Annotated in this window: 21 protein-coding genes and 2 pseudogenes; 10 read left to right on the forward strand and 13 right to left on the reverse strand. The window is 63.4% G+C overall.

What is annotated here, in order from left to right; all coding sequences use genetic code 11:
- Positions 1–74: 74 nt before the first annotated feature.
- Complete coding sequence (locus WOC76_RS06205) at positions 75–1,226, reverse strand: glycosyltransferase (protein ID WP_341108247.1); 1,152 nt, start codon at positions 1,224–1,226, stop codon at positions 75–77.
- Positions 1,227–1,500: 274 nt separating this feature from the next.
- Here WOC76_RS06205 and WOC76_RS06210 point away from each other — a divergent pair, with 274 nt between their 5' ends.
- Entirely contained in the window at positions 1,501–1,641 is a 141-nt protein-coding gene (locus tag WOC76_RS06210; protein ID WP_341108245.1) for a hypothetical protein, read from the forward strand.
- Positions 1,642–1,681: 40 nt separating this feature from the next.
- Here the strand turns inward: WOC76_RS06210 and pyrF are convergent, their stop codons facing one another.
- From pyrF to dnaK, 5 genes are all read right to left on the reverse strand, one after another.
- A complete protein-coding gene (gene pyrF, locus WOC76_RS06215) occupies positions 1,682–2,368 on the reverse strand; it encodes an orotidine-5'-phosphate decarboxylase (protein ID WP_341108244.1) in 687 nt (228 codons plus the stop codon).
- Between the two features lie 17 nt (positions 2,369–2,385).
- On the reverse strand, positions 2,386–2,997 hold the full coding sequence (locus WOC76_RS06220; protein WP_341108243.1) for a class I SAM-dependent methyltransferase: 612 nt from the start codon (positions 2,995–2,997) through the stop codon (positions 2,386–2,388).
- A gap of 124 nt (positions 2,998–3,121) precedes the next feature.
- The gene (locus WOC76_RS06225) at positions 3,122–3,415 is read right to left on the reverse strand and encodes an HNH endonuclease (RefSeq protein WP_341108242.1); all 294 of its coding nucleotides are present in this window, start codon (positions 3,413–3,415) and stop codon (positions 3,122–3,124) included.
- Between the two features lie 12 nt (positions 3,416–3,427).
- The gene (dnaJ, locus tag WOC76_RS06230; protein WP_341387689.1) at positions 3,428–4,549 is read right to left on the reverse strand and encodes a molecular chaperone DnaJ; all 1,122 of its coding nucleotides are present in this window, start codon (positions 4,547–4,549) and stop codon (positions 3,428–3,430) included.
- Positions 4,550–4,708: 159 nt separating this feature from the next.
- A complete protein-coding gene (gene dnaK, locus WOC76_RS06235; protein ID WP_341108239.1) occupies positions 4,709–6,604 on the reverse strand; it encodes a molecular chaperone DnaK in 1,896 nt (631 codons plus the stop codon).
- 322 nt (positions 6,605–6,926) lie between these two features.
- Here dnaK and WOC76_RS06240 point away from each other — a divergent pair, with 322 nt between their 5' ends.
- The 7 genes from WOC76_RS06240 (at position 6,927) to WOC76_RS06270 (ending at position 16,196) form a co-directional block, all read left to right on the forward strand.
- Positions 6,927–8,036, forward strand: a complete 1,110-nt coding sequence (locus WOC76_RS06240; protein WP_341108238.1) for an efflux RND transporter periplasmic adaptor subunit — start codon at positions 6,927–6,929, stop codon at positions 8,034–8,036.
- A gap of 13 nt (positions 8,037–8,049) precedes the next feature.
- The gene (locus tag WOC76_RS06245) at positions 8,050–11,172 is read left to right on the forward strand and encodes an efflux RND transporter permease subunit (RefSeq protein ID WP_341108235.1); all 3,123 of its coding nucleotides are present in this window, start codon (positions 8,050–8,052) and stop codon (positions 11,170–11,172) included.
- Positions 11,169–11,783 carry a TetR/AcrR family transcriptional regulator gene (locus WOC76_RS06250; protein WP_341108233.1) on the forward strand — a complete coding sequence of 205 codons (615 nt, stop codon included), beginning with the start codon at positions 11,169–11,171 and terminating at the stop codon, positions 11,781–11,783. Before WOC76_RS06245 ends, WOC76_RS06250 begins: the two co-directional genes overlap by 4 nt.
- A 117-nt stretch (positions 11,784–11,900) precedes the next feature.
- Entirely contained in the window at positions 11,901–12,725 is an 825-nt protein-coding gene (locus WOC76_RS06255; protein WP_341108230.1) for a carbon-nitrogen hydrolase family protein, read from the forward strand.
- Positions 12,726–12,947: 222 nt separating this feature from the next.
- Complete coding sequence (locus WOC76_RS06260; RefSeq protein ID WP_341108836.1) at positions 12,948–13,283, forward strand: integration host factor subunit alpha; 336 nt, start codon at positions 12,948–12,950, stop codon at positions 13,281–13,283.
- A gap of 88 nt (positions 13,284–13,371) precedes the next feature.
- Positions 13,372–15,471 (forward strand): ABC transporter ATP-binding protein/permease, encoded by a 2,100-nt coding sequence (locus tag WOC76_RS06265; RefSeq protein WP_341387693.1) that lies wholly within the window; start codon positions 13,372–13,374, stop codon positions 15,469–15,471.
- Positions 15,468–16,196: an RlmE family RNA methyltransferase gene (locus tag WOC76_RS06270; RefSeq protein WP_341108227.1), complete on the forward strand. Its 729-nt coding sequence runs from the start codon at positions 15,468–15,470 to the stop codon at positions 16,194–16,196. Before WOC76_RS06265 ends, WOC76_RS06270 begins: the two co-directional genes overlap by 4 nt.
- Here the strand turns inward: WOC76_RS06270 and WOC76_RS06275 are convergent.
- The 7 genes and pseudogenes from WOC76_RS06275 to WOC76_RS06305 form a co-directional block, all read right to left on the reverse strand.
- The gene (locus WOC76_RS06275; protein WP_341108225.1) at positions 16,169–17,191 is read right to left on the reverse strand and encodes an adenosine deaminase; all 1,023 of its coding nucleotides are present in this window, start codon (positions 17,189–17,191) and stop codon (positions 16,169–16,171) included. The two genes, WOC76_RS06270 and WOC76_RS06275, sit on opposite strands and share 28 nt — an antisense overlap.
- Positions 17,192–17,220: 29 nt before the next feature.
- On the reverse strand, positions 17,221–18,651 hold the full coding sequence (locus WOC76_RS06280) for a DHA2 family efflux MFS transporter permease subunit (RefSeq protein WP_341108223.1): 1,431 nt from the start codon (positions 18,649–18,651) through the stop codon (positions 17,221–17,223).
- A pseudogene (locus WOC76_RS06285) lies at positions 18,648–18,812 on the reverse strand (JAB domain-containing protein); the annotation flags it as partial. The gene WOC76_RS06280 and the pseudogene WOC76_RS06285, both read right to left, overlap by 4 nt.
- A gap of 103 nt (positions 18,813–18,915) precedes the next feature.
- On the reverse strand, positions 18,916–19,143 hold the full coding sequence (locus WOC76_RS06290) for a helix-turn-helix domain-containing protein (protein ID WP_341108835.1): 228 nt from the start codon (positions 19,141–19,143) through the stop codon (positions 18,916–18,918).
- A 385-nt stretch (positions 19,144–19,528) separates the two neighbouring features.
- Positions 19,529–20,046: pseudogene (locus tag WOC76_RS06295) on the reverse strand (IS481 family transposase); the annotation flags it as partial.
- 329 nt (positions 20,047–20,375) lie between these two features.
- A complete protein-coding gene (locus tag WOC76_RS06300; protein ID WP_341108221.1) occupies positions 20,376–21,038 on the reverse strand; it encodes a haloacid dehalogenase type II in 663 nt (220 codons plus the stop codon).
- Between the two features lie 50 nt (positions 21,039–21,088).
- A complete protein-coding gene (locus WOC76_RS06305) occupies positions 21,089–22,105 on the reverse strand; it encodes a GlxA family transcriptional regulator (RefSeq protein WP_341108220.1) in 1,017 nt (338 codons plus the stop codon).
- A gap of 161 nt (positions 22,106–22,266) precedes the next feature.
- Here WOC76_RS06305 and amoC point away from each other — a divergent pair, with 161 nt between their 5' ends.
- Positions 22,267–23,040 (forward strand): bacterial ammonia monooxygenase, subunit AmoC, encoded by a 774-nt coding sequence (gene amoC / locus WOC76_RS06310; protein WP_341387696.1) that lies wholly within the window; start codon positions 22,267–22,269, stop codon positions 23,038–23,040.
- 216 nt (positions 23,041–23,256) lie between these two features.
- The gene (gene ftsH, locus WOC76_RS06315) at positions 23,257–25,245 is read left to right on the forward strand and encodes an ATP-dependent zinc metalloprotease FtsH (RefSeq protein WP_341387698.1); all 1,989 of its coding nucleotides are present in this window, start codon (positions 23,257–23,259) and stop codon (positions 25,243–25,245) included.
- Positions 25,246–25,254 lie beyond the last annotated feature (9 nt).

Here is a 25,254-nt window from a genome sequence, read left to right on the forward strand (position 1 = left end):
TGCCCTCGCCTTCGCGATGGCGAGGGGAGCCTCGCGCCGCCCGCCGCCGCCAAGAATGTCCCCGCGCCGCGCGATCACGCAGACGCCTGGTAACGGCCCTTCCATTCGCCGCCGCGGCCGCGCATGTGCCGCCAGGCCGAAACGGCGGTAAACCACGTATAGCACGCCGCGACCGCCGGCAACGCAAAGGCGCGCAGGGGCGAAAGGCCATAGAAACGCAGGCTCGGCATATAGGCCTGTGCGCCGATCAGCCAGGCGACGAGCGCAATCTCGCGCGTCGGCGATTCGGTGAAGGCCAGGGCCGGCGGCGCCAGATAGACGAGCGCCATGCCGAGGACGGCCCCGGCCAGAAGCAGCGGCGAATAATTGAGCTGCGCATAGGCCGAGCGCGTCACCATCCGCTCGATGTCCCGAAAGCGCGGATAGGGGCGCAGGCTGTAGACGTCGTCCGTAAGGCCGAGCCAGATCGGCCCCTGCTTCTTCATCAGCGCGCCCAGGGCGCAGTCGTCGATCAGCGCGTCGCGAATCGCCGGCAGTCCGCCGGCCTGCGCCAGCGCCTCGGGACGCACCAGCATCACGCCCCCCGCCGCGCCCGCGACCTTGCTTTTGGGATTGTTGACGGCGCGAAAGGGATAAATCTTCTGGAAGAAGAAGACGAAGGCCGGGATGAACCATTTCTCGGCCAGACTCTCGCAGCGCAGCTTGACCATGAGCGAGGAAAGCACCGCGCCCCTGGCCGTCGCCCCCGCGACGAGGCGGGTCAGAACATGTGGCTCGAAGGCGATGTCGGCGTCGCAGAACAGCACGAAATCGGGCTGGCGGGGCAGGTCGCGGATGTAAGTGAAGCCCCTGTGCATGGCGGCGATCTTGCCAGTCCAGCCATCGCCGGGGCCGTTCGACGACAGGATGGCGAGGCGGTCCTCGGCCTGTTCGGCCAGCGCGCGGGAGAGGGCGACTTCGGTGGTGCCGTCCGTGCTGTCGTCGTCGACGAGCACGACCTCGAACCGGCCGGGGAAATCCTGCCGCAGGAGCGAGGCGACGCTCGTCGAAATCACTTCCGCCTCGTCCCGCGCCGGGACGATGGCGATCACATGGCCGTCCGCCGGCAGGCGGGCGCCCTCGGGAACAAATTTGCTGTCGTGTTCCGTCAGCCGCCAGAAGGCGGAATTGAAAATGAGCAGATAGAGCCAGGCGGCGAGGGCAGTCAGCGCGATGAGGGTCAGCATGGCGTACGTCGAGAATGCTATAGAGATCAATCCGCTGTCGGCTTCTAGCACTCCGCGGCGGCGCTGGCCAGCGCGCTTGCCCCTGCCTGGCTGCCGGCCAATCAGCCATCCCCCGGCGCCAACCCTGCGACACGCGCCTCGCTTCTCTCTCTGCCGGCCCAGGCGATTCGATGCGCCGACTTTGGGCATTCTATAGGGCAGGCGGCCTCGCTCGGCGGCCCGAAAAGAGACATTGTCACGGACGCGGGTGCGTCTCTATCTGCATAAGAGTTGCATGAACTATAAACTCGTCATCATCGCCTTGGGTGTCGCGCTCTTTGTCGTCGCGATGATCCCATACGCTTATAAGCCCCGCTGCTCCACGCCCGACTGCACGCCGGAAGCGCCCTATTTCGGGGAGCGCGGCAGCCGCTGAGCCTTGCCGCCGCTTCGGGTTCCGGCAAGGGCGGAAGGCTTCAAGGCGCGATCTCCGCGACAATCGCTTCCGCCGCCTGGCGCGGATCGGCGGCGCGGGTGATGGGCCTTCCGACGACGATATGATTGGCGCTTGCCGCAATGGCCTGCGATGGGGTCATGATGCGCTTCTGGTCGCCGGCATCCGCGCCTGCCGGACGCACGCCCGGCGTCACGAGAAGCATTTCAGGTCCGACGAGCGCCCGAATCGCGGAAAGCTCCAGCGGCGAGAGAATGAGGCCGTCGACGCCCGCAGCTTTGGCTTGGGCGGCGCGCCGCGCGACGAGGTCGGCGACGCCATAGGCGTAGCCCGCTTCCTCAAGATCTGCGTCGTCGTAGGACGTCATCACCGTCACTGCGAGCAGCTTCAGATCCCCCGCGCCGGCGCGGGCGGCGGCCATGGTCTGCGGATAGGCGTGGATGGTGAGGAAATCCATGCCCATGCGTGAGATCTGCCGCGTCGCGCGCTCGACCGTCGCGCCGATGTCGTGGAGCTTCAGATCGATGAAGACGCGCTTGCCGGCGTCTTTCAGCTCCTGCGCCAGCGTAAGCCCGCCGCCATAGGCGAGCTCCATGCCGATCTTGTAGAAGGAGACGGCGTCGCCGAGCGCCCTGACGAGCGCGCGCGCGGCCTCGACCGTCTCGACATCGAGCGCGACAATGAGGCGGTCGCGAGCCTTGGCGTCCATCGTTGCGTTCTCGGGCTTTATATTTTGTTGACGTGGCCGGCCTTGCGGTAGCGCCAGACGCGCGCGGGCGGGATGTTCATCAGGACCGGAGCCGAGCCCTTGCCCACATAGGCGCCGCTCAGATCGTGGGCATGGAGCGGCATGGGCGATTTCGTCAGCCCGTAGGTGAACTGGATGAACAAGCCGTCATCGCCCATCAGTTCGAAAGCCTGATGCAGCAAGGCGACGCGGTCGCGCTCGGGCCGGACCAGGAGGGGGAGGCTGGAGACGACTGTCGCCACGCGGCTCCCGATCTTTCCATCGAGCGTCTTCTTCAGCCCATAGGCGTCGCCCTGAACGATCCGCACGCCAGGATAGCGTTCGCCGAGCATCTTGCAAAAACGCCCTTCATATTCGACGAGCACCAGCCGTTCTGGCGCGATTCCGCGGGCGAGCAAAGCCTTGGTGACGGGACCGGTGCCGGGACCGAGTTCGACGATCGGCCCCTCGCGGGAGAGGTCGACGTAGCTTGCCATCGTCCTGGCGAGCGCCGGACCCGACGGAGACACGGCTCCGATGAGGCGCGGATTTTCCACCCACTGCTTGATGAAGCGGGCGCTGTCGGCGAGCGAGCTTTTGCGGTCGTCCAAGGGCGGTTTCCCTCAAGTCGGCTTCTATCGGCCTATAGCAAACGGCCCCGCTGCCGGGGCCGTGGCGCGACAATAGGGGAGGCGCGCGGCAAAGACAACGCGCGCTCTGCGATGAGGGCCGTCGCTACCTCCGGCGCGCGCTCACCTTCGTCGGCGCATAAAAGCCAGGTGGCTTGTTGCGCACCCAGGCGACGAAAATCCTGATCTCCTCATGCTCGAGGAGGCGCTCGAAACTGTGGTAGCGGTCGCGCAATTCCTGGTCGGTGAAGGTCGCGTGGATCTTTCGGTGGCAGATCGCATGCATCCGCCGGGTTTCTTTTCCCCTGTAGCGCCGAGGGACGAGATGGTGCTCGGTGATGCGCGCGCTTCCGAGTTCGCGCGCGCACAAGGGACAAGTCTCCGGGATGGGCGACGACATCCGCGGCCCCGCCTAGCCCCCGAACAGATCCTTCATCCGCGCGAAGAAGCCGTGCTCCTCGGGATGAGTCTCGTGGGAGGATTCCTTCTCGAATTCCGCGAGAAGTTCTTTTTGCCGCCTGGTGAGTTTTTGCGGCGTTTCGACGGAAAGCTGCACATGGAGATCGCCGTGATCGCGGCCGCGCAGCACCGGCATGCCCTTGCCCTTGGCCTTGATCTGCTTGCCCGATTGCGAGCCCTCGGGAACCTTCACCTTGATCTCGGAGCCGTCGATGCCATGGACCCTGACCTCGCCGCCAAGCGCGGCGCGAACCATGGAGATCGGCACGCGGCAATAAAGGTCGGCCCCGTCGCGCTGGAAAAAGGGATGCGGCTTGACTGAGAGGAAGATGTAGAGATCGCCGGACGGCCCGCCGCGCATGCCGGCCTCGCCCTCGCCGGCGAGGCGAATGCGCGTGCCGTCTTCGACGCCGGGCGGCACATTGACGGAGAGCGAACGCTCCACCGTCTTGCGGCCGGAGCCCGAACAGGAGGGGCAGGGGTTTTCGATGATTTCTCCGCGCCCCTGGCAGGCCGGGCAGGTGCGCTCGATGGCGAAAAAGCCCTGTTGCGCCCGCACGCGGCCATGTCCGGCGCAGGTCGTGCAGGTCTTGGGCTTGGAGCCCTTTTTCGCCCCCGTGCCCTCGCAGGCCTCGCAGGTGGCGGAGGTCGGGATTTTGAGCGAGGCGGCCTTGCCGTTGTAGGCCTCCTCGAGCGTGATCTCCATGTTGTAGCGCAGGTCCGAGCCGCGCTCGCGACCACCCGACCGGCCGCGCCGCCCCATCACGTCGCCGAAGAGATCTTCGAAGATGTCGGCCATCGAGGCCCCGAAGCCCTCCCCGGCGCCGAAGCCTCCAAAGCCGCCGCCCTGGTCGAAGGCGGCATGGCCGAAACGATCGTAAGCGGCCCGCTTCTGCGGATCGCAGAGGCATTGATAGGCCTCGTTGAGCTCCTTGAAGCGCGCCTCCGCCTCGGTGTCGCCCGGGTGGCGATCCGGATGGCATTGCATCGCCGCCTTGCGGAAGGCGATCTTCATCTCGACTTCGGTCGCCGTCCTCGAGATGCCGAGGACTTCATAGTAATCGCGCTTGGACATGGTCAGGTCGTCGAATCCAAAAGTCGTGCGGCCCCGGCGACCCGGCCGCGCCGGACGCCCTTCGACCGTATTGCAAAAGACCCGAAACGCAACGAAACCCGGCGCTGCGAACGCCGGGCTCCGTTGGCTAGCGCATCGGCCGTCGGAGGCCGGCGGCGCTTACTTCTTGTCGTCGCCGACATCCTTGAATTCGGCGTCGATGACATCGTCTTTCGGAGCCTCGGCCGCCCCGGCGTCCGCGGCTCCCGCCTGCTGGGCCTTGTACATCGCCTCGCCCAGCTTCATCGAGGCCTGCGCCAGCTCATTGGTCTTGGCCTTGATGGTTTCGGCGTTGTCGCCCTCGAGCGCGGTCTTCAGCGCCGCAATGGCCGCTTCGATCGCGCTCTTGTCGGCGCCCGAGACCTTGTCGCCAAATTCGGCGACCGACTTCTCCGCGGTGTGAATCGCGGCCTCGCCGTGGTTCTTGGCGTCGACGAGCTCGCGCCGCGTCTTGTCCTCGGCGGCGTGCATCTCGGCGTCCTTGACCATCTTGTCGATGTCGGCGTCCGACAGGCCGCCCGACGCCTGGATGCGGATCTGCTGCTCCTTGTTCGTCGCCTTGTCCTTCGCCGTGACGTTGACGATGCCGTTGGCGTCGATGTCGAAGGTCACCTCGATCTGCGGCACGCCGCGCGGCGCCGGCGGGATGCCCATCAGATCGAATTGGCCGAGCAGCTTGTTGTCCGCAGCCATCTCGCGCTCGCCCTGGAAGACGCGGATGGTCACGGCCTGCTGATTGTCTTCGGCGGTCGAGAACACCTGGCTCTTCTTGGTCGGGATCGTCGTGTTGCGGTCGATGAGGCGCGTGAACACGCCGCCGAGCGTCTCGATGCCGAGCGACAGCGGAGTCACGTCGAGCAGCAGAACGTCCTTCACGTCGCCCTGAAGCACGCCCGCCTGCACGGCCGCGCCGATGGCCACGACCTCATCCGGGTTGACGCCCTTGTGGGGCTCCTTGCCGAAGAACTGCTTCACGACCTCCTGCACCTTGGGCATGCGGGTCATGCCGCCGACGAGCACCACTTCGTCGATCTCGGCCGCGGACAGGCCCGCGTCCTTGAGCGCCTTGCGGCAGGGCTCGACCGTGCGCTGGATCAGATCGTCGACCAGGGCCTCGAACTTCGCGCGCGTCAGCTTCAGGGTCAGATGCTTCGGACCCGTGGCGTCGGCGGTAATGTAGGGCAGGTTGATCTCGGTCTGCGTCGCTGACGACAGCTCGATCTTCGCCTTCTCGGCCGCTTCCTTCAGACGCTGGAGCGCGAGCTTGTCCTTGGTGAGGTCAATACCCTGCTCCTTCTTGAACTCGCCCGCGAGATATTCGACGACCCGGTTGTCGAAGTCCTCGCCGCCGAGGAAGGTGTCGCCATTCGTCGACTTCACCTCGAAGACGCCGTCGCCGATCTCGAGGATCGAGACGTCGAACGTGCCGCCGCCGAGGTCATAGACCGCGATGGTGCCCGACTGCTTCTTGTCGAGGCCATAGGCGAGCGCCGCCGCCGTCGGCTCGTTGATGATGCGAAGAACCTCGAGGCCCGCGATCTTGCCGGCGTCCTTCGTCGCCTGACGCTGGGCGTCGTTGAAATAGGCGGGAACGGTGATGACGGCCTGCGTCACGGTCTGGCCGAGGAAAGCCTCCGCCGTCTCCTTCATCTTTTGCAGGATGAAAGCCGAAATCTGCGAGGGCGAATACTGCTTGCCGGCCGCCTCGACCCAGGCGTCGCCATTGGGGGCCTTCACGATCTTGTAGGGAACGAGACCGATGTCCTTCTTGGTCATCGGATCGTCGAAGGTGCGGCCGATCAGGCGCTTGATGGCGAAAAAGGTCTTGTCGGGGTTCGTCACCGCCTGACGCTTCGCCGGCTGGCCGACGAGACGCTCGCCGTCGTCCGTGAAGGCGACGATCGAGGGCGTCGTGCGCGCGCCTTCCGCATTCTCAATCACTTTGGGGGTCGACCCTTCCATGACGGCCACGCAGGAATTGGTCGTGCCAAGGTCGATGCCGATAATTTTGGCCATATTGTTTCTTCCTTTCGCTTTCGAAACTGGACCCCGAAGCGGTCCCTTCGACGCCCGAGGACGGCGGCTCGCCATGAGCCCGCCGCGCGATCCACAGGCGCTGTCGTTTCCCAAGATTGTATTTGCCCCGGTCTGCCGCAAGGGCTGGCCGCATATAGAAGAAGGAATCCGCTGCGACAAGCCGCCGCCGCTCCTCCGGTAAAGCTTACGGCAAGGGTCTCGTCGAATGGACTCGCCGGCGCCTTGACCATTTAGTGACGAATGATAAATATTGAAAATCGTCAGATGTCGCACGACCAGCGCAGGAGGCGCCGCGCGGCCCATGTCCGGATCTCATAAATTCTCAGCCCGATTGTTCTTGCCCGGCGCCCTGGCGCTCGCCGCCACGCTCGGCCTCGCCGCCTGCGGCAAGCATGAAGAGGAAAAGAAAGATTCCCTCTATGAGCGTCCTGTCCTCGTGGCGAAGCCTCAGGTTGCGGCGCAGTCGCAGGAGCGGGACTTCGCGGCGACGATCCGGCCGCGGGTCGAATCGGACTTGGGCTTCCGCGTCGCCGGCAAGGTCGTGAAGCGCTTCGTGCAGACCGGCCAGAAGGTGAAGGCGGGCGACCCGCTTGCGGCGCTCGACGAGAATGATTTCCGCCTCCAGCGGGAGCAGGCCGAGGCCGAGCTCGCCGCAGCGAAAATGGTGGTGGCGCAGGCGCAGGGCGACGAGAAGCGCGCGCTGGCGCTGCGAAAGAACGGCTGGACCACCGACGCCACCCTCGACCGCATTCGCGCCGCGGCGCAGGAGGCGCGGGGGCGCCAGCAGCGCGCCGAACGCGCGCTGGAGCTTTCGCGTAATTCGCTCGATTACGCCACGCTGCGCGCCGATGGCGACGGGGTCGTGACGCAAACTCTTGTCGAGCCCGGACAGGTCGTCGCCGCGGGCCAGACGGCCATTCGCCTTGCCCATTCCGGCGAGCTCGAGGCGGCGGTCTCGCTCCCCGAGGATTTCGCTCCCCTGGCCGACAAGGGCGCGGCGACCCTGACGCTCTGGTCCGGCAAGGGAAAGACCTACCATGCGAAGCTGCGTGAACTCAGCCCTTCGGCCGATGTCGCGACGCGCACCTTCGCCGCCCGCTATTCGATCCTGGACGCCGACTCGGCGCTGGCGCTGGGCATGAGCGCCACTCTCTCCATCGCCGCCGCCGGCACTGACGCGGTGATGAGCGTGCCGCTGTCGGCGCTTTACAATCAGGGGACCGGACCGTCGGTCTGGAAGGTCGACGCCGACGGGCGCCTCCAGCTTTCGCCCGTGAAGCTCGTGCGCCTCGATTCCGACGCGGCGCTGGTGACGGGGGAGATTTCTCCCGCCGATCAGGTCGTGGTGCTCGGCGTTCACAAGCTGGAGCCAGGCCGCAAGGTGCGCGTCCTGACGCGCCAGACGCTTTGAGGAGGGAAGCCGCATGGGGTTCAATCTCTCCCGATGGGCGGTGCTGCGCCCGCAACTGATGCTGTTCCTGATGCTCGCGATCGGCGCCGCGGGCTTCTATTCCTATCTGCGGCTCGGGCGCGCGGAGGATCCGTCCTTCACCATCAAGGTCGCGAACATCATTGCGACCTGGCCGGGGGCGACCGCGCAGGAGATGCGCGACCAGGTCGCCGATCTCGTCGAAAAGAAGCTCCAGACGCTGCCCTATCTCGACAAGATCGAGACCTACACCAAGCCCGGGTTCCTCGCGACGCAGATCGCCTTCAAGGATACGACGCCGCCGAAGGAAATTCCGCAGCTCTTCTATCAGCTGCGCAAGAAGCTCAACGACATAAAGAGCGATTTGCCGGCTGGCGTGCGCGGGCCGAACGTCAATGACGAGTATGGCGACGTCGACTCCGTGCTCTACGCCGTGACGGGCGACGGCGCCGACTACGACATGCTTCACAAGGTCGTCGAAGGTCTGCGCCAGCGTCTCGTCGAGACGCCGGAAGTGATGAAGGTCGACGTCTATGGCGAGCAGCCCCGCCGCATCTATGTCGAGTTCAGCCAGACCAAGGTCGCAAATCTCGGCGTCGAGCCTCAGGCCATCTTCGACTCGCTCGCCAAGCAGGCGGCCGTCGCCGACGCCGGCGCCTTCGAGACCTCGTCGAACAGGATTCGCGTGCAGGTGACGGAGGAGCTGAAAGGCTCCGACGCGATTTCCGCGATCCCGATCCCCGCCAATGGCAAGGTCATCCGGCTCGGCGACATCGCCGATGTCCACGCCGGCTTCGAGGATCCGCCGTCGTTTCTCGTTCGCTACAGGGGGCAGCCGGCGATCGTCGTCGGCGCCGTGATGGCGAAGGGCGGCAACGTCTTCAACTTCGGCAAGGCGGTCGGCGAGGCGGTCGCGGACATCCGCGCGAAGACGCCCATCGGCGTCGAGATCGACCAGATCGCCGATCAGCCGAAGGTCGTCGAGGAGGCGGTGGGCGAATTCACCCGCTCCTTCGTCGAGGCGCTGGTCATCGTCCTGGGCGTGAGCTTCGTGTCGCTCGGCTTCCGCACGGGCGTCATCGTTGCGGCCTCCGTGCCCTTCGTGCTCGCGGTCGTCTTCATTTTCATGAATCTGATGGGGATCGACCTGCAGCGCATTTCGCTCGGCGCCCTCATCATCGCGCTCGGTCTTCTGGTGGACGACGCCATCATCGCGGTGGAGATGATGATGGTGAAGATGGAGCAGGGCTTCGACCGCATCAAGGCCGCGACCTTCGCGTGGGACTCGACCGCCTTCCCCATGCTGACCGGCACGCTGATCACGGCCGCCGGCTTCCTGCCAGTCGGCTTCGCCGCCTCGGGCGTGGGCGAATATACGGGCTCGATGTTCTGGGTTCTGCTGATCGCGCTCCTTGCCTCATGGTTGGTGGCGGTCACCTTCACGCCCTTCCTTGGCGTGAAGTTACTTCCCGATTTCGGCAAGCTGCATCCCCATCACGATCCCGACGAGATCTACCGGACGCCCTTCTATCGGCGCCTGCGTGCGGTGGTCGGCTGGGCGGTCGATAATCGGATGAAGGTAATCGCCTCGACCGTGGCCGTCTTCCTTCTCGCCATACTCGGCATGATCGTCGTGCAGAAGCAGTTCTTTCCCTACGCCGAGCGCCTCGAGCTGTTCCTGCAAATGCGCCTGCCGGAGGGCTCCTCCATCGGCGCGACGCTCGAGGCCGCCAAGCAGGCGGAGGCGCTTTTGCAGGACGACTCCGACGTGAATTTCTTCACGACCTATATCGGGCAGGGGCCGCCGCGCTTCTGGCTCGGGCTCAATCCGCAGCTTCCCAACGAGGCCTATGCCGAGACCGTCATCGTCTCGAAGGACATCGCGGCGCGCGAACGGCTGAAGAAGAAACTGGAAACGGCCATCGCCAATGGCGCGCTGCCACAGGCGCGCGCGCGCGTCGATCGCTTTTCCTACGGCCCGCCGGTCGGCTTCGCGGTTCAATTCAGGGTGGTCGGCCCCGAGCCGCAGAAGGTGCGCGACATCGCCTATCGGATTCGCGACATTCTCGAGCAGGACCCCGGCGCGGACGATCCGCATCTGTCCTGGAACGAGCAGACGCCGAGCGTGCGTCTCGTTCTCGACCAGGATCGCGCGCGTCTTCTCGGCGTGACGCCGCAGGACATTTCGAACCGCGTCCGCATGGCGATCTCGGGCGTCACCGTGACGACGCTGCGCGACGGCACGGACCAGATCGACGTGGTGGCGCGCGCCGTTCCCGAGGAGCGCGGCGCGCTGGGCCGGCTCGGCGACATGGTCGTTTATTCCCGCGACGGCAAGCCCGTGACCGTCTCGCAGGTCGCCAAGATCGTCTATGAGCACGAGGAGCCGATCTTCTGGCGGCGCAACCGCAACATGACGATCACGGTGCGCTCGGGCGTGAAGGACGGAACACAGGCGCCCGACGTCTCGAACCGCGTCTGGGCCAAGCTTTCCGAAATCCGGGACAGCCTGCCGAGCGGCTACCGCATCGAAATGGGCGGCGCGATCGAGGAATCGGCCAAAGGCAACGCCTCGATCTTCGTGCTGTTTCCGGTCGTGATCCTGTTCATGCTGACGATCGCGATGTTCCAGTTGCAGGACTTCACCCGCGTCGCGCTCGTGATGGTGAGCGCGCCGCTCGGCCTCATCGGCGCCTCGCTCGCGCTCAACCTCGCCCATGCGCCCTTCGGCTTCGTGGCGCTTCTCGGCCTCTTTGCGCTGTCGGGCATGGACATGCGCAATTCGATCATCCTCGTCGATCAGGTGCGGCAGGATCTCGAAGACGGCGCCAATTATCGCGAGGCGATCATCGGCGCCACGGTGCGGCGGGTGCGACCTGTCGCGCTCACGGCGCTCGCCGCCATTCTGGCCATGATTCCGCTCTCGCGCTCCGCCTTCTGGGGACCGATGGCGCTCACCATCATGGGCGGTCTGTTTGTCGCGACCTTCCTGACAGTGTTATTCCTGCCGGCGCTTTACGCGCTCTGGTTCCGCAAGCATCTCGACGCCCGCCTGCCGGCCAATGCGCCGGCGCCCGTCGCGCGCGGCCGGGGTCTCGTCGGGGAGGCGGCCGAATGACCAATGTGACCGAGGCGGCGGCCTCTCGCGAATCCGAGACGCGCGCGCGCATCGTGGAGACGGCCGAGCGGCTTTTCCGCGAAATCGGGTTCCAGAAAACCACTGTGGCCGACATTGCGCGCGCGCTGCGCATGTCTCCCGCCAACGTCTATCGCTTCTTTGGCTCGAAGGCCGAGATTCACGTCGCCGTCGCGCGGCAGCTGATGAGCGAGGTGGAGACCGCGGCGCGGCGGATCGCCCATGGCGCCGGTCCGGCGGCGCAGCGGCTGCGCGCGCTCATCCTTTCCATCGAGTCGATGAACGCGGACCGCTACATCGCCGACCGCAAGCTTCACGACATGGTCGAGGCGGCGCTGGACCAGCACTGGCCCGCAATCGACGAGCATATCGACCGCGTCGACGCTTTGTTCGAGGCGGTCATCGCGGACGGCATGGAGTCCGGCGAGTTCGCAAGGGGCGACGCCCAACGTGCGGCCAAGCTCGTGCATGCCGCCTGCATCCGGTTTTGCCATCCACGGCTTATGGTGGAATCCGCCGACCGCCCGGAGCCGACGAGCGCCCAGATGGTCGAGTTCTGTCTTGCCGCCCTGCGAGGGGGCGTGTCGCGCTAGCCGGCCTGCGGGCTGCTCCGGGCCCGCAGGGCTGGGGCTATACGCGGCCAGCGACGCTTGTGTATGATGCAACAGAACGATGACGCATCGCGCGCGCAGAGGGAACAGCACAGGGCTATGAAAGTCACACTGGTTCAGATGAATTCGATCGGCGACAAGGCGGTCAATCTCGCCAACGCCAGGGCGCTCATCGAGCGCGCGGTCGAGCAGGAGAAGCCCGACTGGATCTGCCTTCCGGAAGTGTTCGACTTCATCGGCGGCTCACGCGCCGAGAAGATGGCCGCCGCTGAGGAAATGCCGGGCGGGCCTGCTTACGAAATGTGCAGCAGCCTGGCGCGCGAGCACAAGGTGTTCATCCACGCCGGCTCCATTCTGGAGAAAATTCCCGGTGAGGAGCGCCTGCACAACACCAGCGTCGCCTTCAACCGCGAGGGCAAGGAAGTCGCGCGCTACCGCAAGATCCACATGTTCGACATCACCGCTCCGGACGGCGCCAAATATCACGAAAGCGCCGCCTTCAAGCCGGGCGACGAAGTCGTGACCTATGATTGCGAGGGCCTCAAGATCGGTTGCGCCATCTGCTACGATCTGCGCTTCTCCTATCTGTTCCAGGCGCTCGCGGACAAAGGCGTCGACATCGTCGCCCTTCCTGCGGCCTTCACCCTGGTCACGGGCAAGGATCACTGGGAAGTGCTGTGCCGCGCCAGGGCCATCGAAATGCAGGCCTATCTCTGCGCGCCCGCCCAGACAGGCGCGCACAAGGCCGGGCATGAAACCCGGTTCACCTACGGCAATTCGCTGATCGCCGATCCCTGGGGCCATGTCGTCGCCAAGGCGTCGGAGGGGCCGGGGCTCGTGTCGTCCTACGTCGATGTCGATCGTATCCGCAAGGTCCGGTCGATGATCCCCGTGTCGCAGCACAAGGTGAAGCTTGCCGTCTGATCATTAATTGGGCAATCAAATTGCGGCGGAGCCGAGCCAATATTATGGCGAAGCTTCGCCGCGGCCTTGTCAAATAATAGGTTTCTGAATAGTATGCCTTTTCGTAAGCTGTTGTGCTTGCGTACATAAATCCCTTTTGCCGCATCGTTGGGGAGTTGTGAAGAACGTGTCCACGACGGTCGTCCTGATCGCGGCAGCCCCTCGAGTTCGTGTTTGTCCCTCATGGTAAGAAAGAACGAGTCCGGAAGCACTCTGACGCGCGCGGCTCTGCGTGAGGCCGTGTATAGCTGCTGTCCGACGCTGTCCCGGGCGGAAGCCCGCAAGATTCTCGATTCCACATTCGAGGAGATCAGCGATGCGCTGCTGCGCGGAGAATCGGTCAAGCTGCGATCCTTCGGCACTTTCAACGTGCGCGCGAAGCGCGAACGGGTAGGCCGAAATCCCAAAACCGGCGTGGAGGCCACAATTACGCCGCGCCGTGTCCTCACCTTCAAGGCCTCTCCCGTGCTCGTTGCGCATGTGAATGGCGACGCCATCATCCCGGAAGAGGATGATTGAGCAGAAGCCGCCGGCCGTGCAAAAGTGAGGGGAGAGCCTCCGCGACGGGGCCGGGAGCGCCGTCGCCGCCATCCTCAAAGGGCCAAAGATGCGGAAATTGAGTGCGGCCGTGGCCGCCTTCGCCGTCCTTGCCGCGCTGATCGGCGCGCACAAGGCGGACACCGACCTTTTTGTTCTCGCCGCCGCGGCAGGGCTGTGCGCCTATACGACCTGGCGCGCGGCCGAGATCTCGAGCTTCATGAAGATTTTCGCGGCGATCTTCTCGACCGAGACGATCGTTTTCGGCCTGGTGAGGCTGCTGCAGGCCGAGGCGGCCTGGCCTGGCGCGCTGGTCGCCTATGCGCCGCCCGAGAGCATGTCTGTCACGGTGGCCGTCTTCTCGATCGCCGTTTACGCCGTCTCGCGCATCGCCGTCGTGCAGGAGATGACGCGGATCGCCGATCTCTACTTCGATTCCTCGGATCGCGGCGAGGGGCGCGTGTGGCCGTTTCCCCGCTTCGCGGCGCAGGAGAGCGCCATCGCCATCGCCATGATCGTCGTGCTGGTGCTCATCAACCAGGGCCAGGTCGGCATCACCGTGCGCCTGTCCTTCTTCAATCGAGACTGGTTCAACGCCATTCAGGAGAAGAACGCCGCAGAATTCTGGCGCCAGCTGCTGTTCGTGTTCACGCCCTGGGCCTTCTTCTATGTCGCCATCGCGGTGATGGAGTTCGTCATCCAGTCGATGCTGATCATCCGTTGGCGCCGCTGGCTGACCGAGCATTATGTCAGCCGCTGGCTCGGCGGACATACGCATTACGGCATGACTCTCGCGGGCGGGCCGGCCGACAACCCGGACCAGCGCATCGCTGAAGACGTCAACCGCTTCATCAACGGCGGCGACGACGGCTATGGCGTCTATTCCTATTCGATCCTGCTGATCTCGACGGTCAGCTCGCTCGTCTCCTTCTCCTTCGTGCTCTGGGAGCTTTCGGGCAACTACCCGCTTCCCGGCACCAATTTCTACCTGCCGGGCTTCCTGTTCTGGGTCGTCCTCGCCTATGCGACGCTCGGCACGGTCATTACCCATCTGATCGGCCGGCGGCTGACGACGCTTTACTTCGACAAGCAGCGGCGCGAGGCTGATTTCCGCTTCTCGCTCGCGCGCCTGCGCGAATATAGCGAACAGATCGCGCTCCTCTCGGGCGAGCATGCCGAGCAGGGTACGCTGTTGCAGCGTTTCCGCGGGATCGTGTTCAACTATCTGGCGATCGTCATCAAGCGCAAGCAACTGATGATGTTCACAGCCACCTATGGCCAGCTCTCGCCGATCATTCCTTACGTGATCACCGCGCCCTTCTACTTCGCCGGCCGCATTCAGCTCGGCGTCATGACGCAGACGGCGAGCTCTTTCGCGAGAGTGGAGAGCGCGCTCACCTTCTTCATCAACTATTATACGTCGCTGGCGCAGTTCAAATCGGTGCTCGATCGTCTCTCCTCCTTCGACACGGCGATCGACGTCGCGCGCGCGGAGAGCGAGCGCGCCCGCATCGTCTCCCGCGTGAGCGGAAAGGCGCTGGCGTTGAACGATCTCACCTTGCTGCTGCCCGACGGGCGGCGCATCGTTCACGTCGACAGGCTGTCTTTCGAGCCGGGCCAGTCGGTCCTGCTCACCGGCCCGTCGGGTTCCGGTAAATCGACGCTGTTTCGCGCCGTCGCCGGCATCTGGCCGCATGCGACGGGCTCGGTCGCGCTGCCGCAGGGCGCGACGCTCATGCTCGCGCCGCAGCGGCCATATATTCCGATGGGAACGCTCGCCGAGGCCGTGGTCTATCCGGCGGCGGTCGACGATTTCGTGCGCGATGATATCGAAGCCGCGCTCGTTGCGGCGCGGCTTGCGCCTTTCGTCGATCAGCTCGACAAGAGCAACAACTGGGGCCAGAGGCTCTCGGGCGGCGAGCAGCAGCGCGTCGCCATCGCCCGTGCGCTGCTGGCGAAGCCGGACTGGCTGTTTCTCGACGAGGCGACCTCGGCGCTCGATGAAAAGCTCGAGGGCGAAATCTATTCGACCCTGCGCGAGCGTCTGCCCGAGACGACCATCGTCTCCATTGGCCATCGTTCGACCCTGCTCGACTATCACGATCGCCAGATCGAGATGGAGGCGGGGGCCGACGGCCTCTTCGTCCCCCGCGACAAGGTGCATGCATGAGCGAGGGCAAGGGCTCGGGGCGCGAAGGCGGGCGCTCGCTGAAGACGCGCGTGAAGACCGCGCGCAAGCGCTCGCTCTCCTCGACGCTGTGGCTCGAGCGCCAGCTCAATGACCCTTACGTGGCGCGCGCCAAGCGCGAGGGCTATCGCTCGCGCGCCGCCTACAAGCTCATCGAGATGGACGACCGCTACCATCTTCTGAAGCCGGGCGGCCGCATCATCGATCTCGGCGCCGCGCCGGGCGGCTGGTCGCAGGTGGCCGCCGACCGCGTGAAGGCAAAGGACGGCGGCAAGGGCAAGGTCGTCGGCGTCGATCTCCTCGACATGGAGCATATCCCCGGCGTGACATTCGCGGTGAAGGACTTCAACGACGAAGACGCGCCGCAATTCATCACGGCCATGCTCGGCGGCGAGGCGGACGGCGTCATGTCCGACATGGCGGCCAACGCCACCGGCCACAAGCAGACGGACCATCTGCGCATCGTCGCGCTCGCGGAGCTGGCGGCGGAATTCGCCATGGACGTGCTGGCGCCGGGCGGATTCTTCGTCGCCAAAGTGCTGCAGGGCGGGACCGAAGGACAGCTCCTCGCGCGCCTCAAGCGCGATTTCGCCGTCGTGCGGCATGTGAAGCCCGCGGCGAGCCGGGCGGATTCCGCGGAGCTCTATGTGCTGGCGACAGGCTTTCGCGGCCGCCGCGATCAGCCCGCCGAAAACGAAGCTTCGTAAGCGTCGACCTCCGCGATCCGCGCACGTTTCTCGGGCTCGGAGAGGAAGGACGCGTCGAAGCTGTTTCTGGCGAGGCTCGCCAGCTCCGCCGGGGAAAGCGCGAAGGCTTCCGTGATCGCGAGATAATTGGCGTTCACATAGCCGCCGAAATAGGCCGGGTCGTCCGAATTGACGGTCACGAGGGCGCCCGCCGCCATCAGACGGCGGATCGGGTGGGCGCGCATGTCCGGATAGACGCGCAGCCTGACATTCGAGAGCGGGCAGATGGTGAGCGGCGTGCGCGATCGGGCGAGCCGCGCGACGAGCGCCGCATCGTCGATCGCATGGACGCCGTGGTCGATGCGTTCGACGTGCAGAATGTCGAGGGCCTGCGAGACATAGGCCGCCGGCCCTTCTTCGCCGGCATGGGCGACGACGCGAAGCCCCATGGCGCGGGCGCGCTCGAACAGGCGCGCGAATTTCTCCGGCGGGTTGCCGGCCTCCGCCGAATCGAGCCCGACGCCGGCGATCCGACCGAGCCAGGGGCGCGCCTTGTCGAGCGTCTCCAGCGCGTCCGCCTCGTCGAGATCGCGCAGGAAACACATGATGAGACGCGATGTCGGCCCGCCCGCGCCGGCGGCCGCGTCGAGCGCGCCGACAAGCCCTTCCATGAGCGCCTCGAAGGCGACGCCGCGGCGCAGATGCGCCTGCGGATCGAAGAAGATTTCCGCGTGGCGAACAGTCTCCGCGCGCGCGCGCGCCAGATAGCTCGCGGCGAGATCGTGAAAGTCCTGGGCCGTCAGCAGAACCTGCGTCGCCTGGTAATAGAGATCGAGAAACTCCTGGAGATTTACAAAATCATAGGCGCAGCGCAGCGCCTCCACCGACGGATAGGGCAGGGCGACGCGATTGCGCGCGGCGAGCGCGAAAACCAGCTCCGGCTCCAGCGCGCCTTCGATGTGCAGATGCAGCTCCGCCTTGGGAAGCCCGGCGATGTAGCGCTCGATGGTGGTCATTTTCACTCCCGCGTCTCTTCGAGAGATAGTCAGGCGAGAGGCTGCCGGCCAGCGCGCCCCGTGAGTTCATCCCCGGCACTCGGCGCGAGGCGGATGAAGCTGAAGAGCGACAGCGCGGATATGGATGCGACGAGGAAGAAGGCCGGCGCAAAATCCCCCGCCCGCAGCGCGCCGCCCTCATGGAAGGCGCGCGCCGCCTCGAGCGCGGCGGCGCCCACCGCGACGCCCGTCGAAAGCGACAATTGCTGGCCCACGGCCGCGAAGCTCGTGGCGTTGCTCATCGAGTCACGGGGAACGTCGGCGTAGCAGATCGCATTGAGCGCCGTGAATTGCAGCGAGCGGAAGAAGCCGCCGACGAGCAGCGCCGTCATGATGAGCCAATGCGGCGTCGCCTGGGTGAAGAAGGCGTTGGCGGCGAGAAAGCAGACGGCGATGAGCGCATTTCCGATCAGCACGCGGCGGAAGCCGAAGCGCTTCAATATGGGCTGCGCCGTGGTCTTCATGACCATGGCCCCGGCCGCGGAAATGAAGGTCAGGAACCCGGATTGATAGGCGCTCAGCCCGAAGCCGACCTGAAGCAGCAGCGGCAGCAGGAAGGGCACGGCGCCGAGGCCGATGCGGAACAGAAAGCCGCCGTAGATTGCGGCCCGAAAGGTCGGGATGCGCAGGAGCGAGAGATCGATGATCGGATGCGCGACGCGCCGGGCATGCCGGACATAGGCAAGGAGCGACGCCGCGCCGACGCCGATGATCGCCGCGACCAGCGGCGGCGGCGCGACGTTGCGGCCGATCAGCGTGACGCCGAAGACGATGCAGGACAGGCCGACCCCGGAGAGCGCCGCGCCGGTCCTGTCCAGCGGGGGCGCGTCTTCCTCCTTGAGATCGGGGATGAAGCGCGTGGTCAGCGCGACGCCAAGGAGGCCGATTGGCACATTGATCCAGAAGATATAGCGCCAGTCGAAGAAGGTCGCGAGGAAGCCGCCGAGCGGCGGTCCGATCAGCGGCCCGATGAGCGCGGGCATGGCGAGCCAGGCCATGGCGCGCACGAGTTCGTGACGCGGAGAGGTGCGCAGAAGCACCAGCCGGCCAACCGGAACCATCATGGCGCCGCCCAGTCCCTGAAGGATGCGCGCCGCGACGATCTCGACGAGCGAATGCGAAAAGCCGCACAGGACCGAGCTGATGGTGAAGACGACGATCGCGGCCCGAAAGACCCGGCGCGCCCCAAATCTGTCGGCCGCCCAGCCCGAGAGAGGAATGAAGACGGCGAGCGACAGGAGATAGGAGGTGAGCGCGAGCTTGAGCGAGACGGGGTCCTCGTGAAGATCCGACGCCATCGCGGGCAGAGCGGTGGCGAGCACCGTGCCGTCGAGCTGCTCCATGAAAAGCGCGGTGGCGATGATGAGCGGGGTGACGAGGACCGAGCGTCTCGCCCGCGTGAGGGCCGCGAGCGGGGTCAAATCAGCTTTAGCCCCCGGAAGCTCGTCTGCCCATTGCGCCCGACGATCAGATGATCGTGCACGGAGATGCCGAAAGGCTGGGCGATGGCGGCGATCTCCTTCGTCATGCGAATATCTGCGGCCGAGGGCGTCGGATCGCCAGACGGATGGTTATGGGCCACCCCTGCGGATTTCATAACGCTATGAAATATTGCCATTTTTTCAGATTTCATCAGTTGGTGGTGTGGTGGAGTGGGGTATGTCTTGAACGCCCAATCGTGATCGTCACGCCTGATCACCGACAGACTCGTCGAGTCGCCTGAACGCACGGCAGCGCACTCTATTCCTCTGGTCCCAAGCTTCAAGCTCGTCAATCGGATAGAGGACGGCCTTTCCGATCTTCACGAACGAGGGCCCAACTTTCATGGCTCGCCAATTGCGCAACGTTCCCACGGACACACTTCCACGATAACGCTCGCTCACTTCTTCGGGCGTTAGAAACTTGGTCTCCATACTGCCTCCCGCCACTGACGGCTGCGCTTCGATGTCATGCTGCCGACCAAACTGATAGTCGAGCGCGCGGTTGTTCTCCTTAGTCGGTCGATCATCTAAAGCCACCTCTGGGCTTGCTGGATTCTTGCCGGTCACGCCCCTTCACGGAAATGGGTGTAACACGAGCGTGCGGGGGAGGAAGCCCGCGCTCAGTGGGCGTAGGGAAAGAGACTATCTACGGTTAGAAGTCGGCGGGCGCTCGCGCACAGAACGGGCTTTTTCATGTTGGGGAGCGGTTTGGGGTGCGTTCCGCTTAGGTGCATAGTCTCGGAGTGAGCTGGATCGGATCACTTGTGAACCGCTCCGGCTCGTCTACCCATTTTTTGCAGACGTATTCATAGGGCGTGAGCCCGGAGAGGGGGATCTTCGCTGTGCGGTCGATCGCCACGAAAAAGGTAGAATTTTCCTTCCTCGGTTCTCACTTCGACGATGTCGATGTGGAAGAAGCCGATCGGATAGGCCTTGAACTTCTTTCCGACGGGCTTATTGCCTTCGATGTCCGGCAGCCGGCTGATCCCATGCCTGGAGACAGCGGTGCAAGGACGAACGCGTCACATGTGGGATCGTCGCCTGTAACGCGTAGAGGCAATCGTCCAGCGGTAAGAGCGTGTGTTTGCAAAAAGCGACAATGACCGCCTCTTCCTCCAGCGTCAGCACTGTCGAGGCTGGCGCTTTCGGCTCCATCGGCGCATCGGCTGGCGTGGTCCGCTTCTTCCACTTCGCTACCGTCTTCGGATTGGTTCCGTAGCGGCTCGCGAGCGTCCCAATGCTCTCTTGACTTCGTTGTATCGCTCGAAGTGCCGCCTCTGTCGTGCGAGCGCTCCCGTGAAGTATCTGGCATCCCGTTTGATTGCTCGCGAATATATGCCGTCATAGTCCGGGACTAAACAAATTGATCAAGCGGCTTTCATACGACGATCCACGACGGCGGGATGATTCAACGTCCAAGAGCCGTCGGGGCGCATCCGGGCTTGACTGCGAGACGCTATCAGTCGTGCGAAACCCCACGTGCAAGGACGGGTCAGCAGACGCCACAGCGGGTTGGCGCGCACGGCGTTCTATGATTCAACGCACTCTCTGCCGGCGCGCAGCATCAAATGATTGAGCTTGTGCCAGGCGACCGGGTCCAGCACGCGAGAAGTGACGCTAATTCAACCTGCGGCAACTCTGTTTTATGGATTTGGTTGCAGTCTTTACGTCATTGAAATCGCTTGGATCATCGTCTCAGCGATGGAAGCTGGTGCTAAATCAGAATACTCATCCGGACTGCCTCTCCGATTGATCCAAATGGTCCGCAGCCCTACTGATGAAGCTCCTGCAATATCCCATCGGTTTGACGAATAAAATACCGGCCCTTTCGGGTCTCCTCGCCATCGGTTTAATAGGGCATAAGCTCTCCGGTCAGGCTTAAAAGCTAAAGCCTGCTCAACCGAAATCACCTCATCAATCATATGATCAATATTTGAGAACGCCAGCGAGGCGTCTAGCATACGGAGGGGAGCATTGCTGAATATCACCACCTTGTGATCAGCTGTTTTCAAACGCTCGAGTGCCGGAAGAACGTCAGGGAATATTGCGAGCTGTGTGTAAGCCTGGAGAAGTTCGTCGCGAACAGAACGGTTCGCGCCGAGGCCGAGAGCTTCAAGAGCAAAATCCAATGCTCTGGCGGTCAACAAGTCGAACGGCTCGTAACGTCCGAGGCTGTTTAAGACCCAGGTATATTCGAGCTGCTTCGCGCGCCAAAGAGAAGAAAGCTGATCCGCTCTATCGCCGAAGACATCAGGATGCCTGATAGTCGCGGAATGCACGTCGAAGATGGTCCCGAAGGCGTCAAAGACGTCTATTCGAACGTGCAAGGCATTGCTCCGATTTATGCGTTTAAGCGGAGGGACACAGAACTTTCTAATCACTTTTGCATCTCGCCGTTTGAGTGCGATTTCTGCGCACCTCCATTACGGGCCTTAATCCACGTCCGATAGGCTCCTGGCGTCATTCCAGAATATCGCAGAAAGGCGCGACGAAAGCTTGTTTGATCTGCATATCCTGAAGACTGAGCTAATTCTTTGATTGAGTGACCCGTGGTCTCAAGCAGGGTCCGAGCTTTTTCCAAACGGACACGGTCGATAAAATGCTTCGGCGTCTCTCCAGAGATTTCCCTGAGACGTCTATGGAGCGTTCTTTCAGATGCATTAAGTGCGATGGCGAGTTGTCTAGCTGTAAGCGCCGCGTCGCCAGCTTGGCGGATCACACGTTCCGCTTCAAGCAAGAACTGATTGGACGCTGCTAAATGACCAGGAGGAACATAGACCGTTTGAGTTGAAGGTGCGGTATCGACGACCGTGAAATCCGCCGCCTTTTTCGCGGCGTCATCGCCGCAAAGGGAGCGTACGACACGGAGCGAAAGATCAATCCACGACAGCGGGCCGCCCGCGGTAACAATACGATTATCTTCGACAAGAGATGCGCCCCATACAACCTGCGCTCGCGGATATATGCTTTTTAAATCGTCGTGACGCCACCACGTGGTTGTACACCGCTTTCGGTCAAGGAGACCAGCTTCTCCGAGAATGAAAACTCCATTGCAAGAGGCGCACACGGTCGCTCCAAGTGCGTGTTGGCGTCTCAACCATGCCGCGATCGCGCCGATCTCAGGTGAGAGATCAAGACGGTTTGTTCCATCACATATGTAACCGGGAATAATAATGGCGTTGCAGGATTTGATTGACTCAAGTCCTCTGTCGACCTCTAGGCGCCTTCGGCTTCCGTCTTCGAAAGACGCACCGCTGAAGCTGGCGGTGACGAGCTCAAATGGTAGAGGCTTGGTCGGCCGTGCGAGCATGCGGAGGCTCATCGTGAGCAAGTCGGCAGCGCCAAGAAACGCTGATCCGATGCAGTTGCGGTAGCCGAGAACTACGACATTCATCGCTCGCCCCAATGCTTGGCAAACTTTGTATCGAATCTGGCAAACACGCTGGCAGACCCGGTATCATTATTGTCAAACTAGACTAGCTGCAAACAATCGCAAGGTCGAGGACATTTGCGTCACCGGAGGAAACGTTCCCCCCCGGAAACCGGAGGATGAAAATGAGCATATCTACGCAGACTGCGGTCGGCGTGGCTGATGAAGCCAAGCCAATCGTTGACCTCAGAGGCCTATGGATCGGACTTGCTCTTCTCAACAGCTTCTATCTGATCGTGCGCATCTACGAGCAGATCTATGGCTGGCGCGCAGGTCTCGACTCCTTTGCTCCCGAGTTCCAGACCTACTGGATGAGCATTCTGTGGACAGAAATCCCGCTGGAACTCATTTCTGGTTTGGCTCTCGCAGGCTATCTCTGGAAGACTCGCGTTCGTGACATGTCGACGGTGACGCCGCGTCAAGAAATGCGCGCCATTGTCGATAACGTGAAGTGGCTCGTGGCCTACGCCGCGGCTATTTACTGGGGTGCCTCCTTCTTCACCGAGCAGGATGGCACTTGGCATATGACGGTGATTCGCGACACTGACTTCACTCCGTCGCATATCATCGAATTCTACATGAGCTATCCGATCTACTCGATCCTGGCGATCGGCTGCTTCTTCCATGCGAAGACGCGGATTCCTTACTTCTCGAAGGGATACTCGCTCGCCTACCTGATCGTGTCGATTGGCCCGTTCATGATCATCCCGAACGTTGGTCTCAATGAATGGGGCCACACCTTCTGGTTCATGGAAGAGCTGTTCGTGGCTCCGCTACACTGGGGCTTCGTGTTCTTCGGGTGGATGGCGCTCGGTGTGTTTGGCGTCGTGTTGCAGCTTCTGCTGAACATCCATCGCCTCATGGGCAAGGAAGGCGTCGCCCTTCTTACTGGCGAGTAACGACTGTTCCCCGCGCTGTCCGTCGGACCTCCTAACGAAAGGCAGCACGGGGATTGTGTCTATTGCTCCCGGCGATGCTTACCCCTCTCGGCAGTTCTCAGGCCGAGAGGGGACTTAATGACCTTAGTGCACCATCCGATTTTGAACGACCGCAGAACTAGCGAACCACCGAGCACAAGCAAGAGCCAAGACAGGATCAGCGGTAAGAGGTGCATTATGAATTCCGTGTGGAAGCGTCTATCGCCATGGATCTTCTTTTTCGTGGTCGTTGGTCTGCTCGTATCGACGTTCTACCTTCAAAGCCAGCGAAAGAACGTTGGTCTCGAGATGACCTTTAGCAATTTCTTATCGCAGTTGCATGAAGGTCGCATCCACGATGTTACCATTTCCGGGCAGGAAATAGTCGGTCACTTCAGCGACAATCGCACCTTCCAAACTTACTCGCCGCCGCACACGAACGTGTCTGAGAGACTTTTAAGTTCTCAGGTCGAAATCACAGCAAGGCCTGAAAGCGCAGGGACGCGCTTTTGGTGGACCGTGCTGACAATCGGGTTGCCGATCATTTTGATCGCAATTTGGGCTTATCTCTGGCGCTTCACGCAAACCGGCGGGCTCGGCGGCATCCGATCAACAGGACTGGGGAAGTCAAAAGCGAAGCTCCTTACAGCGATGTCCGGCAAGGTGACATTTGACGACGTCGCGGGCGTCGACGAGGCGAAAGAAGATTTGCAGGAGATCGTCGAGTTCCTGCGCGATCCGGGCAAGTTCCAGCGGCTCGGCGGGCACATCCCGCGCGGCGTGCTGCTGGTCGGCCCGCCCGGCACTGGCAAGACCCTTCTCGCCCGCGCCATTGCGGGTGAAGCGGGCGTGCCCTTCTTCTCGATCTCGGGCTCGGACTTCGTCGAGATGTTCGTGGGCGTCGGCGCGAGCCGCGTGCGCGACATGTTCGACCAGGCTAAGAAGAACGCCCCCTGCATCATCTTCGTCGACGAAATCGACGCGGTCGGCCGTCATCGCGGCGCCGGCCTCGGCGGCGGCAATGACGAACGTGAGCAGACGCTGAACCAGCTGCTCGTGGAGATGGACGGCTTCGAGGCGAATGAAGGCATCATCCTCATCGCCGCGACCAACCGCCCCGACGTGCTCGATCCGGCGCTGATGCGTCCGGGCCGCTTCGACCGTCAGATTCAGGTGCCAAACCCCGACTTCATCGGCCGCGAGAAGATCCTCAAGGTTCATTCCCGCAAGGTGCCGCTGGCGCCGGATGTGGACCTGAAGGTGGTCGCGCGCGGCACGCCGGGCTTCTCGGGCGCCGATCTGATGAACCTCGTCAACGAGGCGGCGCTGCTCGCCGCGCGTCGTTCGAAGCGCATCGTCACGAACCAGGAGTTCGAGGACTCGCGCGACAAGATCATGATGGGCGCGGAACGCCGCACGCTCAGCATGACCGAGGAAGAGAAGAAGCTGACGGCCTATCACGAGGGCGGCCACGCGCTGGTTCAGCTCACCGTGCCGGGCGCGATGCCGATCCACAAGGCGACGATCATCCCGCGCGGCCGCGCGCTGGGTATGGTGCAGGGCCTGCCCGAGCGCGATCACGTGTCGCAGACCTTCGAACAGCTCACGGCCATGCTGGCCATCGCCATGGGCGGCCGCGTCGCCGAGGAGCTGATCTTCGGCCACGACAAGGTCACCTCCGGCGCCGCCTCCGACATCCAGCAATGCACGCGGGTGGCGCGGGCGATGATCACGCAGCTCGGGTTTTCGGACAAGCTGGGCACGGTGGCCTATGCCGAGCCGCAGCAGGAGCAGTTCCTGGGCTATTCGCTCGGGCGCCAGCAGACCCTGTCGGAGGCGACGCAGCAGATGATCGACGCCGAGGTGCGCCGGCTTGTTCAGGAGGCTTACGACAAGGCGAGGCAGATCCTGACGGAGAAGAAGGCACAGCTCGACACGCTGGCCGATGGCCTGCTGGAGTTCGAGACGCTGACGGGCGAGGAGATGAAGCACCTTCTGCAGGGCAAACGCCCAGTGCGCGAAAGCATGGACGTCACACCTCCCGACAATGAGAGCCCGAATCCCAATCTATCCGAGAATTCGGTGTCTCAAGCCAATCCCCAAGGAGCGATGGAGCCCATGGCTGCGTATCGCGTCAGGGGGGAAGCAAATCTTGGCACCGATCAATTTGTTGGATCAAGCAGGTGAAAGAACGAT

Origin of the sequence: Methylocystis sp. IM3 (assembly GCF_038070105.1) — a bacterium.
In the GTDB taxonomy this organism is placed as follows: domain Bacteria; phylum Pseudomonadota; class Alphaproteobacteria; order Rhizobiales; family Beijerinckiaceae; genus Methylocystis.